At 63.7% G+C, this 11,827-nt stretch carries 11 protein-coding genes; 9 read left to right on the top strand and 2 right to left on the bottom strand.

Annotation, left to right across the window (positions count from 1 at the left end; genetic code table 11):
• From ACO06F_RS07635 to ACO06F_RS07600, 8 genes are all read left to right on the top strand, one after another.
• The gene (locus tag ACO06F_RS07635) at nucleotides 1-774 is read left to right on the top strand and encodes a ferredoxin--NADP reductase (RefSeq protein WP_421696091.1); all 774 of its coding nucleotides are present in this window, start codon (nucleotides 1-3) and stop codon (nucleotides 772-774) included.
• A complete protein-coding gene (locus ACO06F_RS07630; protein WP_421696090.1) occupies nucleotides 775-1,209 on the top strand; it encodes a MarR family winged helix-turn-helix transcriptional regulator in 435 nt (144 codons plus the stop codon). It begins immediately after the preceding gene.
• 85 nt (nucleotides 1,210-1,294) lie between these two features.
• Nucleotides 1,295-2,596: an ABC transporter substrate-binding protein gene (locus ACO06F_RS07625; protein WP_421696089.1), complete on the top strand. Its 1,302-nt coding sequence runs from the start codon at nucleotides 1,295-1,297 to the stop codon at nucleotides 2,594-2,596.
• 11 nt (nucleotides 2,597-2,607) lie between these two features.
• Nucleotides 2,608-3,489, top strand: coding sequence for a branched-chain amino acid ABC transporter permease (locus ACO06F_RS07620; protein ID WP_421696088.1), 882 nt, complete (start codon nucleotides 2,608-2,610; stop codon nucleotides 3,487-3,489).
• Entirely contained in the window at nucleotides 3,486-4,436 is a 951-nt protein-coding gene (locus ACO06F_RS07615) for a branched-chain amino acid ABC transporter permease (protein WP_421696087.1), read from the top strand. The genes ACO06F_RS07620 and ACO06F_RS07615 overlap by 4 nt, the downstream gene beginning before the upstream one ends.
• The gene (locus ACO06F_RS07610; protein WP_421696086.1) at nucleotides 4,433-5,128 is read left to right on the top strand and encodes an ABC transporter ATP-binding protein; all 696 of its coding nucleotides are present in this window, start codon (nucleotides 4,433-4,435) and stop codon (nucleotides 5,126-5,128) included. The genes ACO06F_RS07615 and ACO06F_RS07610 overlap by 4 nt, the downstream gene beginning before the upstream one ends.
• Nucleotides 5,128-5,823 (top strand): ABC transporter ATP-binding protein, encoded by a 696-nt coding sequence (locus tag ACO06F_RS07605; protein WP_421696085.1) that lies wholly within the window; start codon nucleotides 5,128-5,130, stop codon nucleotides 5,821-5,823. The genes ACO06F_RS07610 and ACO06F_RS07605 overlap by 1 nt, the downstream gene beginning before the upstream one ends.
• 3 nt (nucleotides 5,824-5,826) lie before the next feature.
• Nucleotides 5,827-7,197, top strand: a complete 1,371-nt coding sequence (locus tag ACO06F_RS07600; protein WP_421696084.1) for a hypothetical protein — start codon at nucleotides 5,827-5,829, stop codon at nucleotides 7,195-7,197.
• Nucleotides 7,198-7,238: 41 nt separating this feature from the next.
• Here ACO06F_RS07600 and ACO06F_RS07595 read toward each other — a convergent pair whose 3' ends face one another.
• Nucleotides 7,239-8,810 (bottom strand): phospholipase D family protein, encoded by a 1,572-nt coding sequence (locus tag ACO06F_RS07595; protein WP_421696083.1) that lies wholly within the window; start codon nucleotides 8,808-8,810, stop codon nucleotides 7,239-7,241.
• 135 nt (nucleotides 8,811-8,945) lie between these two features.
• Here ACO06F_RS07595 and ACO06F_RS07590 point away from each other — a divergent pair, with 135 nt between their 5' ends.
• The gene (locus ACO06F_RS07590) at nucleotides 8,946-9,776 is read left to right on the top strand and encodes an endonuclease/exonuclease/phosphatase family protein (protein ID WP_421696082.1); all 831 of its coding nucleotides are present in this window, start codon (nucleotides 8,946-8,948) and stop codon (nucleotides 9,774-9,776) included.
• Nucleotides 9,777-9,940: 164 nt separating this feature from the next.
• Here the strand turns inward: ACO06F_RS07590 and ACO06F_RS07585 are convergent, their stop codons facing one another.
• Nucleotides 9,941-11,707: a PAS domain-containing protein gene (locus ACO06F_RS07585; protein ID WP_421696081.1), complete on the bottom strand. Its 1,767-nt coding sequence runs from the start codon at nucleotides 11,705-11,707 to the stop codon at nucleotides 9,941-9,943.
• Between the last annotated feature and the right edge of the window lie 120 nt (nucleotides 11,708-11,827).

The following is an 11,827-nucleotide window of genomic DNA, read 5'->3' as shown; positions in this document are numbered from 1 at the left end:
ATGAGTGCGCTGTTCGAGGAAGAAGTGCTGAGCGTCCACCACTGGACCGACCGGTTGTTCAGCTTCAAAACCACGCGCTCGCCCGCCTTCCGCTATGAGAATGGCCAGTTCACCATGATCGGGCTTCAGGTGAACGGCAAGCCGCTGCTGCGTGCCTATAGCCTGGTGAGCCCCAACTATGCCGATGAGCTGGAATTCCTCTCGATCAAGGTGGCAGACGGGCCGCTGACCTCCAAGCTCCAGCACATTCAGGTGGGCGACAAGATCCTGGTGGGCAAGAAGCCCACGGGCACTCTGCTGCTCGACAATCTTCTGCCCGGCCGCAACCTTTACCTGCTCGGCACCGGCACGGGGCTAGCGCCCTTCATGAGCCTGGTGAAGGACCCCGCCGTCTATGAGCGCTTCGAGAAGGTGATCCTGGTCCATGGCTGCCGCTTTTCAGCCGAGCTTGCCTATGCGGACGAGATCGAGACCGCGCTGCCGAAGGATGAACTTCTGGGGGACGAGATCCGCGCCAAGCTTCTCTATTATCCGACCGTCACCCGTGAAGAGTTCCGCAACCGCGGGCGCATCACCCTGCTGATGGGTTCGGGCAAGATGGCCAGCGACCTGGGCCTTGCCCCCGTCGATGCCGCCCATGACCGCGTGATGATCTGCGGCAGCCCGGCCTTTTTGGCGGATATCACCACCCTGCTCAAGGGCATGTCCTTCGAAGAAGGGAGCAGCAATGAGCCTGGAAGCTACGTCATCGAAAAAGCATTCGTCGAGCGCTGAGTGACAAAAGACCGGGAGTCCCTCCTCGCCGGTTACCGGCTGGAAGATCAGGTGGGCTTCCACCTGCGCCGCGCCGGACAGCGCCATGGCGCGATCTTTGCCAGCTACATGCAGGATCTTACGCCCACGCAATGGGCTGCCCTTGTGAAGCTCGCCGAATTCGAGTCCGTGTCGCAGAACCTGCTGGGCCGCGAGACGGCGATGGACGGCGCCACCATCAAGGGCGTGGTCGACCGCCTGGTGAAGCGCGGGCTTGCCGCAACCGCCCATGACCCCACCGACGGCCGCCGCATGCTGGTCTCGATCACGCCCGAGGGGCTGGACGCCGTGGCACGGGGCGTTCAGCCTGCCGCAGCGATTACGGAAGAAACGCTGCAGCCGCTCGACAGCGCGGAACGCCGCCTTCTCCTCAACCTCCTGCAGCGGATTGCGTAGAGATTTTCCCTCTCTGCTAACCCCTGTTCGCCCGCGCTGGTTTTGCTATCATCGCCTGACAAGCAGACCATAACAGGAGGAAGCGATGACGGATTCGAAGCTGATCGTGCCTGAGGCGAAGACCATTTCGCGCCGTTCCGCCCTCAAACTCGCCGGCGCCGCCGCGGGGCTGGGCGCTGCGCCGGGCTTCGTGCGCTATGCGCAGGCGCAATCTTCAAGCCCGATCCGCATCGGCTTTCAGGTGCACCGCACCGGCATCGGGGCGGCCTATGGCAAATGGTATGAGCAGACGACCAATGCCGCGGTGAAGCTTATCAACGAGCAGGGCGGCATCAACGGCAGGCCCGTCGAAATCATCGCCGAGGATGACGCAACCGACCCCGGCCGCGGCGCCGAAGTCGTCGAGAAATTCGCGACACAGCATAAATGCGATGTGGGCTTCGGCACGCTGTTCAGCCATGTGGTAATGGGCTCCGCCCCGCGCGCCGGCGAATTGAAGCTGCCCTATTATGTGGTCTCGGAAGGCCATCACGTGGCCTCCGGCAAGCTCAACCGCTATACCTTCCAGCCCGGCATCACCGATGTGCGCTCACAGGTGATTTCACTTGCACCCTGGATTGCCAAGAACCTCGGCAAGAAGGTGACGATGATCTATCCGGACTTCGCCTTCGGCTATGACCACCGCGATTACTTCACCGCTGCCATCAAGGCGCAAGGGGGCGAGGTCAATGCGCTCATTCCCATTCCGCCGACGGAGACCTCATTCACCCGCTATTTCCCGCAGATCCCGGCGGATACCGACGTCATCTACCATGTGATGGTGGGGCCTGCGGTGCTGACCTTCGTCAAGGAGCTGGGCGAGCATTTCGGATCCTCGCATCCGCCGCTCTTTGGCTTCATCGACAGCCTCGAGGCGGTGGACCTGAAGAGCCCGGGGCTCGAATTCCTTGAAGGCTCCTATCTCTGGGAAGCCTTCCCGCGCTATGCCGGCGCCAAGCCTTCGGCCTTCGATACCTTCTACCGCGGCAAGGTCGGCGTGAATGAATATGGCGCGAGCCTTGCGGACCCGGCCGATGTATCGACCTATTCGCATATGTTCGGCTGCTGGGAGACGCTCTACATCATCAAGCAGGCGATGGAGGCCGCGGGCTACAAGGGGCCGGAGGACAAGGGAAAGCTGATCGAGGCCACCGAGGCCATCACCACGATTCCGGAAGGCAACGAGCACCCGCAGGGCGACAAGATCTTCAACGGCAAGATCCACCAGGTCTTCGGCCACCAGAACATCACCCAGGTGAAGAACGGTGTGGGTGAAATGGTCTACCGCACCACGATCGAAGAGGGCCTGTACGAGCCGGAGGCGGATTACACCAAGATGCCGCTCTAAAGCGCAGCACCTTGGCGTTCTGGCCTCACCTGCTGCTGGCCCTTTTGGAGGGCACCGTTGCCGCGGCCGTCCTGGCGCTCTCCGCGCTGGGGCTGTCGCTGGTCTTCGGCGTGATGCGCATCGTCAATGTGGCGCACGGCGAGTTCTTCATGCTGGGGGCGATGCTCGCCTGGTGGGTGGCGAAGCTGGTGCCGGGGGGACCACTGATAGGTTTCCTCGCAGCCCTGATCGCCGCTCCCCTTGCGGTGGGGTTCATCGCCTTCCTGACCGAGCGGCTGCTGCTGCGGCGCATCAACTATGATCCGGAAGCGACAATCGTCGCCACGATCGGGCTGATGTTCGTGATTCAGCAGCTGGCGCTCACCCTGTTCGGCGCTGATGCAAAGCCCGTGGCCGCACCCTTCACCTACCGCATCGCCTTTCCGTGGTTCGGCTTCTCGGGCTACAAGCTGTTCGTGGTGCTGGCCTCAGCGCTGATTTTGCTCGCAGTGTGGTGGGTTCTGGCCAAAACGAAGCTCGGGCTCATCATGCGGGTCACGCAGTTCGACCGGGAAACGGCGACAGCCTTCGGCATTCCGGTGAACCAGGTCTATTCCGCGGTCTTCGTGGGCGGAGCCGCACTCGTCGCCATTGCCGCGGTGCTGATCGTGCCCATCCAGCAGGCGCATTATCTGATGGGGCTCGATCCGCTGCTGATGAGCTTCATCGTGGTCATCATCGGCGGCCTGGGCTCGATCCGGGGAAGCGTGATTGCAGCGGTAATCATCGGCATGGCGGATGGCATCATCTCCATGTTCTTCTCGCCAACCCTCGCTTCGATCATCGCGACGCTGGCCGTGGCGCTGGTGCTGGTGGTGCGCCCGCAGGGCCTGTTCGGTCTGGCAGCGCGATGACGCTCCGCGTGATACTTCTCCACGGCGCGGTGATTGTGGCTCTGTTCCTCGCGCAGTTCGTGGTGAGCGATTATGCGGTGCTGACGCTGACCCGCATCATGGTGCTGGCGGTCTATGCCTCGGGTTACAACATCCTGTTCGGCTATGCGGGGCTCCTGAGCCTCGGCCATGCGATGTTCTTTGCAGCAGGGCTCTATGCGGCGGCTTTGGGGGTGACGCGGCTTGGCCTCAGCGTGCCCGCGGCCTTCGGCTTCGCCCTGCTCTCAGGATTGCTGGCGTCTGTCCTGATCGGGCTGGTGGCACTGCGCGCGGCGGGCGTTGCCTTTATGATCGTGACGCTGATGTTTGCACAAGCCGCCTTCCTCACGGTGCTCTATTTCGGCGATTATACGCGGGGTGATGAAGGGATCGTCATTCCCGAAACATTGCGCGTCTTCGATCTGTTTGGCCTCCACGCGGATCTCGCGAGCCCGGTGCTGCGCTATAATCTGGCGCTTGGGTTTCTGGCCTTCACCGTGGCGGCGATGCTTCTCATCGTGCGCTCGCGCATCGGCCATGTGCTGGTGGCGATCCGCGAGAATGAGAGCCGCACGGCAATGCTGGGCTATGACGTGGCGCGCTACAAGCTGGCGGCCTTCGTGATCTCGGGTGTCTTTGCCGCCTTTGCAGGCGCGGCCTATGCGCTGCTTTTTGCCTATGCGGGCTCGACTTTGGCCTCCATCCAATATTCGATCAACCCGCTCCTGTGGACGCTGTTGGGGGGTGCTGCAACAGTGCTGGGGCCGCTCTTGGGCACGGCACTGATGTTCGTGCTGATCGATTTTGCCGGAAGCTTCACATCCGCCACGCTGCTTTTCGTGGGGGCGGCGCTGATCCTGCTGGTGCTGTTCTTTCCCAAGGGCATTCTGGGCACGCTGCGACAGCGCTTTTTGCCGTGGCTGCCGTGATGACTTTGCTCGAGACCATCAACCTCTCCCGGAGCTTCGGCGGCTTGCGCGCCGTGGACGAGGTGAACTTCACGTTGGAGAAGGGTGAAGTGCGCGCGGTGATCGGGCCCAATGGCGCGGGGAAGACCACATTTGTGAGCCTCGTCTCGGGCCGCCTTGCGCCCACATCGGGCCGCGTCAAGTTCGAAGGGGAGGATGTGACGGCACTTCCCGCCTTCCGGCGTGTGCAGCGGGGCATTGCCTACACGTTCCAGATCACCAGCATTTATGGGACTCTCACCGCCGCGGAAAATGTGGCCCTCGCCGCGCACCGGCCGGGAAGCCGCGCGGGGCTTGATGCGCTGGCCCGCGTGGGGCTTGCGGACCGCGCAGGCCAGATAGCCGGCACGCTGGCCTATGGCCACCAGCGGCTGCTGGAAGTGGCGATGGGGCTGGCCCTTCACCCTAAGCTTCTGATCCTTGATGAGCCAACGCAAGGCTTGTCCGATGCGGAGATCGAGAACTTCATCAGCCTGGTGCGGGAGGTGGCGAGGGAAGCGACCGTGCTGCTGATCGAGCACAACATGCCGGTGGTGATGGCGCTCGCCCACCGCATCACCGTGCTGGAGCGCGGCCGCATTCTGGCGGAGGGAAGCCCGGCCGAGATCCACGCCACTGCCGCGGTGCAGGCGGCCTATCTGGGAAGCGGCTGATGATCGACATTCGCGGCATCGACTGCTTCTATGGTCAGGCGCAGGTGCTGAAGTCCTTTACGCTGAAGGCCGAAGCGGGCGAGATCCTGTGCCTGCTCGGCCGCAATGGCGCGGGAAAGACCACCGCTCTCAAGGCCATCATGGGGCTGGTGAAGGTGGCCCAGGGAAACATCATGCTTGATGGAACGGAGCTGACGAGCCTCGCGCCCTACGACGTGCCGCGCCACGGCGTTGGCTACGTGCCGCAGGGGCGGCGGCTGTTCTCGGAACTGACCGTCATGGAAAATCTGCGTGTGGGATTGATGGTGCGGAATTCGGGGCCTGCCGTGCTGGAGCATGTGCTGGGATTGTTTCCGCAGTTGCGCGAAAGGCTGAACCAGCGCGCCGGGACCATGAGCGGCGGCGAACAGCAGATGCTGGCCATGGCACGGGCCTTGTGCATCGAACCCAAACTGCTGCTGCTTGATGAGCCAACTGAAGGTCTGATGCCCGCCATGATCTCACGCATCCGCGAGACGATTCTGGAGCTGAAGGCACAAGGCGTGACGACACTCCTCGTCGAACAGCGTGTGGATGCGGTGCTGCCCGTGGCGGATCGCGTGGCCTTCGTGGAGAATGGCCGCGTGACCGGGCTCGAGCAGGCCTCCGATCTGGCGCGGGACAGGCGGCTGATCGACCGCTACGTGGGGATCTGACGCATGCGGCGGCTGGGGCTCGCTGCGTTCGCCCTGTGCCTTGCTACGGCACCAGCGCTTGCCCATGGCGCCGGCCGCGGCTTTGTGATGCTGCTGCCCACGGCTTACGTGATCGGCGGTGGCGCCCTTGCCGTGCTGGCCTCCTTCATCGCGCTCACCGCACTGCCCGGGCTTCGCCTGCGGAGGCCCGCACTGCCCGGCCCGCTTTTGCCCGTGATTGCGCAAACCGCGAGCCTGCTGAGCGCGGGGATTCTGGTGCTGGTCATCATCCTTGGCGTGCTGGGCCCGCGCGACCCGCTGGAGAATCTCCTGCCGCTGTTCGTGTGGACGGTGTGGTGGGTGGAGATCGTGATGCTGCACACGCTGTTCGGCAATATGTGGGAGGCGATCAACCCGTTCACCGGGCTTCATGCACTGATTGCGCGGCACTGGGGGCGGGCGCCGGGGCCAGCACCGCTGGCCTATCCGGCCTGGCTTTCCTACTGGCCCGCCGTGCTGATCTTTTTCGGATTCGCCTGGTTTCAGCTGGTCTTTCCGGCGCCGGAAGACCCAGGTATTCTGGCAAGCGTTATCATCACCTATCTGCTGCTGAGCCTTGTGGCGGTGCTGGCGTTCGGGCCGCGTCAATGGCTTGGCAAAGCCGACCCCTTCGCGCTGTTCCTCGCGCAGCTTGGTGCAGCGGCACCGCTTGGCCGCGGGGGACCGCGCTTGCCCGGTGCGGGGCTCCTGGCGCTTCCCGCCCTGCCGCTGAGCGGTATGCTCTTCGTGCTGCTGACGTTGAGCGCCATTACCTTCGATGGATTTTCCAACACGTTTCTGTGGCTCTCGATGATCGGCGTGAACCCGCTGGACTTTCCCGGACGGACGGCGGTGATGGGTGCCAACACGCTCGGGCTGTTGCTGTCCTTCGCCGTGCTGGCGTCAGGGTTTTTTGGCGCGGTGTTTCTGGGCTGGCGCTGGGCCGCAAGGCCTTCATCGCTGGGCGTGCTGATGGGGCGGCTCGTCTATTCGCTGATCCCGATCTCGATTGCCTATCACGTCGCGCATTACCTCAGCGATGCGCTGGTCAAGGTGCAATATGTGAATCTGGCGCTGAACGATCCTTTGGGAAATGGTGCCGATCTCTTCGGCTTTGCCCATGCTCATGTGACCACGTCCTTCCAGAACACCGCGTCTGGCACCTTGATGCTCTATACCGTGCAGACCGTGGCGCTGGTCATTGGCCACGTGGTGGGCGTGGCTGTGGCCCATGCCATGGTGGGGGAGACGGGGCTTGCCCCATCGTGCGCCCTGAAGCTGGAACTGCCCCTGGCACTGGTGATGGTGGGCTACACGGGCTTCGGCCTGTGGCTGCTGGGAACGGCGGCGGTGTGAGGCTCGATCTTTCTCGCCGGAATGACGGCCGCCGTGAGTGGTTAAAGCTGTGACTCGATCGGCATCCAGGAGATGAGCCAGGCGGGGATGAGGCGGCGGAGTGGGGCTACGGGTTCCGAGCTGTGGGCGAGGCTCTTGCCGTCCTTCAATTCCGTCCACAAAAGGTGGCCGCTGCGCAGCGTGAGATTATAGCTGAACTCCTGGCCCATCTGCGCTTCGAAGGCGGCGCGAAGCTGCTGCACGATGTTGGGGCAGCAGAACAGGATGCCCATTTCAGTGTTGATCGAATGCGAGCGCGGATCGAGATTGAAGGAGCCGACGAAGCCCTGTTCGCCATCAATCAAAAAGGCCTTGGTGTGAAGGCTCGCGGTGCGGGACCCGAAGAGGGAGGCGCGATGGCGCTTTGGCTCGGGCTTCAGTTCGTGAATGGCGACACCGGCCGCGATCAGGCTCTTGCGGTAGCGCGCGTAGGCGCCGTGAACCGCGATCACATCCGTGGCCGCCAGCGAATTCGTCAGCACACGGATTTGCCGCCCCGCGGCGGCGAGGGCCGCCAGTGTTCTGGCGCCTGCCGCACCCGGAATGAAATAGGGCGAGCTGATGAGAAGGCTTTGCCGTGCCGCCCCAATGAGGCTGTTGATGCGTTCACCCATCCAGTCCGAAGAGGCGAGGCCCGCAGCCTTTTCCGGCGGATCGGCAATGACCTCTACCCCCCGGGACCAGTTGAGCAGCTTCGGATCGGAAAAATCCGGCGGCTTCGAATGCGAATAGAGATGGGCCAGCAGCGTGCGCGCGCGACGGGTTTTGAGATGGGCTTCGAGCCTGCGCTCGAGACGGCTGAAGCGCGGCCGCCTCATGCGCCGGAGCTTGTGCAGCGCGCGGATGGGAAGGGCGGGCTCGCTGTTCCAGTAGCGGTCGAAAATCGCCTGCGCCTCGCTCACGCAATGGCCCATGGCCAGGACGTCGATATCGTGGAAATTGGCCTCATGCGAAGCATCGAAATATTCATCGCCGATGTTGCGCCCGCCCGCGATCAACACCCGGCCATCGGCAATCCAGCATTTGTTGTGCATGCGCCGGGTGGCGGTGAAATATTTGACCAGCAGTTCCAGCCCACGGCGGAAACTGTCAGATCGGCTGCGGCTGGGGTTAAACAGCCGGACCTCGATGTTGGGATGGCTGTCGAGCGCCAGGAGCCAGGGATCGAAGCCGAAGGAATTGATGTCATCCAGCAGGAGCCGCACCCTGACGCCACGCTGCGCCGCCGCCACCACCTCCCGCAGCAGAAGCCTGCCGGTCAGGTCGTTCTTCCAGAAATAATACTGAAGGTCGAGGCTGCGGCCGGCAAGCCTCGCGGTTTCATGGCGGGCCCGGAAGGCCCTGAGGCTGGAGGTGAGAAGCAGCAAGCCGCTTTCCTGCGCGTGCTGAGCGGTGAGGTTCGCCGTGGCCCGGTCCAACGGCGTTTCGGACTGTTTGACGGGAAGCGAGAGCGTGGGCGCACCACGGCGGCGCTGGGCCACGTTGCCGAAGGCGGTGACCGCGAACAGCACAAGGCCGCAGAGCACCGCGGCCACTGTTGCCGCGAGGGCCCATATGTGAAAGGAGGAGAGCAAGACGGCGTCCTGGGGCGTTGGCAACAAATTGAGACTTGAACGTAACGCGCCGACTGGGCAGTTTGAGACCCAAGAAGCACATATCGCACGGGCAACCCTTGCAGGAACGCCTCGGGCGATGGGGATAAATGCACTATGAAACACATCGTTCCCGCCCTGCGGCGGAATCTTACCCGCAGTGCTGGTCGAGAGCCGCCGCCCAAGGGCCAGAAACGGCCCACCCATGACGGCCATGTGCCGTCGCTGACGATCTCGGTTGCCTCCTACAATGTTCACAAATGTGTGGGAACCGATGGCGTGTTCGATCCGGACCGGATCTTGAGTGTGATTCTCGAACTTGGCGCTGATGTGGTGGCCCTGCAGGAGGCGGACCAGCGCTTTGGCCATCGCAAGGGGCTGCTGGACCTCAAGGCGCTCTATGAGAAGGGTGGTTACCGCTCCGTGCTGGACGAAGGCTCACGCAAGTTGAGCCACGGCTGGCACGGCAATGTGATTCTCTACCGCGAGGGCAGTGTGAGCGGAGTGAGCAAGATGACGCTGCCGGGCTTTGAGCCGCGCGGCGCGGTTCTGGTCGATTTCGATTTCGATGGCCTGCCCATCCGCATTATCGGCGCGCATCTGGGGCTTCTGGCCTCATCGCGCGCCAGGCAGGCGGAGGCGATACTGACCGCCGCACACCCGGTTGATGACCGTGCCGTGATCCTCCTGGGGGACACCAATGAATGGCGCGTGGGCGGCCGCTCGGCATTGCGCCCCTTTGACCCGCATCTGAGCGACGTCGACATGGCGATCGCCAGCTTCCCCTCACGCTTTCCCCTGTGGCCGCTGGACCGCGTGCTGACCAACAAGCATGTGACCGTTTATGAAATGTATGCAGTTGAAACGCCGCGCTCGCGCGTCGCCTCCGATCACCTGCCGGTGAAGGCTGTGATCGGGGTGACGCAAGGTCTAGCTGCTGGGCTGTGAGGGCGCGCCATCCGTGGATGGGACAGAGGCTCGTCTGCCAATTCGTCGGCTGCGGCGGGAAACCAGAAAAATCGCCGCATTCCCCTTGACCATCGTGTCTGGTTGACACACGGAGGCGCGCTGCCTTTGGAATGCGAAGACCCCGCCTTCTGTTCCCTATGTTTTCACGACTGGAGAATGGGCTCCGCGGGGGCATCGAGCACCCAGCGCACGCCGTGAGGTGCCAGGTCCAGCGTGATGTCCGCCTGCAGCGAGGAGCGCGTGACCTGGGTGATGAGCAGCGTGCCAAATCCCTTGCGCCCGGCCGTTTCAACCTTGGGGCCACCGCTTTCCTGCCAGTGGATCGACAACCGCCCTTCGCCGGCCTGTTCCGCCAGCGCCCAGTGGATGGCGAGCGTTCCGGCATTGCCGGAGAGTGAGCCGTATTTTCCGGCATTGGTGGCGAGCTCGTGAAAGGCCATGCCGAGCGTTTGCGCGGCGGGCGCCGTGAGGTGAACGGCCGGACCTTCCAGCGTGATGCGGGTTCCGATCAGATCATGGAAATGGGAAAGTTGCGAGCGGATCAATTCCGCCAGCTCGACGCCGCGCCAATTGTTGCGGACCAGCAGATCATGGCTGGCGGAGAGTCCCTGCAGGCGCTCGCCGAAGCGCTGCACGAAATCCTGCGGCGTGCCGCGGCTCGCCGTCTGGCTGGCGACCGACTGGACGACGGAGAGAAGATTCTTCGACCGGTGGTTCACCTCGCGCATGAGAAGCCTGATGTGCTCTTCCGCCAGCTTGCGTTCGCTGATGTCCATCAGCACGCCCACCGCGCGGACGGGTGTTCCGGCCGGGCTCAAGGCAATATCGGCGCGCATCAACAGCCAGCGGATGCTCTCATCGGGAAGGACACAGCGGAACTCGCAATCGATGAAGCGCTCGCCCCGCGCCAGAGCGCCCCTCACCACATCGCCCAGGCGCTGGCGCTCGCCCGGATAGAAGCGTGAACTCAGCTCATCAATGCTGGGCCGCGCATCATCGGGGAAGCCCAGGAGGCGGTTGAGCTCCGGCGAATGCGCCACGGTCGCACCCTCGGTGAAGCTGAACTCCCACACTGCCATGCGCCCGGCCTCGATGGCGAGCGTCAGGCGGCGCTGGCTTTCCTGCCGGGCCTGTTCGAGCTCCCACTGGCCGGTTACGTCCCGCAAGGTTCCGGCGTAGCGGACCGCCTGCATGGCGCCGTGACGGCGCTCGAACATGGCCTTGCCATGGGCGACCACATGGCGCACCGCGCCATCCGGCCGGATGACGCGGTATTCATAGGTGGAGGCCTCGCGGATCGCGGGGTCGAGGGCGAGGCGGGTCTGGGCCAGCGCAGTGAGCTCGTCATCGGGGTGGGTGATGGCACGGATGTCATCGATCCCCACCGGCTGGCCGGGCGTGAAGCCGAAGATCGCCCTGGCGCGGTGGCACAGCACCATGCGGCCAGTCGCCAGATCCCAGTCCCAGATCCCGACCTGTGCGGCTTCCCTCGCCAGATCAAGGCGTTCTTCGCTGTCGCGCAGCGCTTCGAGTGACTGGCGGCTTTCGGTCACGTCCTGGATGAGGCCGACGATTTCACCCGTGCCGGGCCTCCGGGTGCGGTGGATTTCGAACCAGCGGAGCACGCCGTCCGGCCCCACATAGCGAAACGCGTCCTTGGGGCGCAGCGCCTCCCCGCTGATGATGGCGCGGCCGCCCTCTTCCAGCAGGACGCGGTCTTCCGGGTGAACATAGTGGAGCAGTGTTTCAGGCGAAGGCACATGTTCTGCTGGGTCTAGTCCCAGCAGGGAATAGAGGCTGTCATCCCACTGAAAGCGGCCGGCCTCCGTCCAGCTCCAGAAACCGATGCGCGCAGCACGTGCCGCGAGGCGAAGGCTTTCGGCCTGGAGGCTGGAAGATCTCGTGTTCATTGGCCCTCGTGCAATGCCCCGATCAGGAGGGCGCCACTTTGAGCCGTCCCAAAGCTGATCCGTCGAAGAATCGATACGCAACATTGAGGGGTATGGCAAGGCGCGGCTATGGACAAGAGG

Origin of the sequence: Aestuariivirga sp., from assembly GCF_965227715.1 — a bacterium.
Classification (GTDB): Bacteria; Pseudomonadota; Alphaproteobacteria; order Rhizobiales; family Aestuariivirgaceae; genus Aestuariivirga.
Note: the sequence above shows the minus strand (reverse complement) of the source record. Positions and strands in the feature narration are given on the sequence as shown.

Bases quoted from the DNA above. Each gene is read 5' to 3' on its own strand.
- ACO06F_RS07635 (WP_421696091.1), top strand. From the start codon at position 1: ATGAGTGCGCTGTTCGAGGAAGAAGTGCTGAGCGTCCACCACTGGACC.
- ACO06F_RS07625 (WP_421696089.1), top strand. From the start codon at position 1,295: ATGACGGATTCGAAGCTGATCGTGCCTGAGGCGAAGACCATTTCGCGC.
- ACO06F_RS07615 (WP_421696087.1), top strand. From the start codon at position 3,486: ATGACGCTCCGCGTGATACTTCTCCACGGCGCGGTGATTGTGGCTCTG.
- ACO06F_RS07605 (WP_421696085.1), top strand. From the start codon at position 5,128: ATGATCGACATTCGCGGCATCGACTGCTTCTATGGTCAGGCGCAGGTG.
- ACO06F_RS07600 (WP_421696084.1), top strand. From the start codon at position 5,827: ATGCGGCGGCTGGGGCTCGCTGCGTTCGCCCTGTGCCTTGCTACGGCA.
- ACO06F_RS07590 (WP_421696082.1), top strand. From the start codon at position 8,946: ATGAAACACATCGTTCCCGCCCTGCGGCGGAATCTTACCCGCAGTGCT.
- ACO06F_RS07585 (WP_421696081.1), bottom strand. From the start codon at position 11,707: ATGAACACGAGATCTTCCAGCCTCCAGGCCGAAAGCCTTCGCCTCGCG.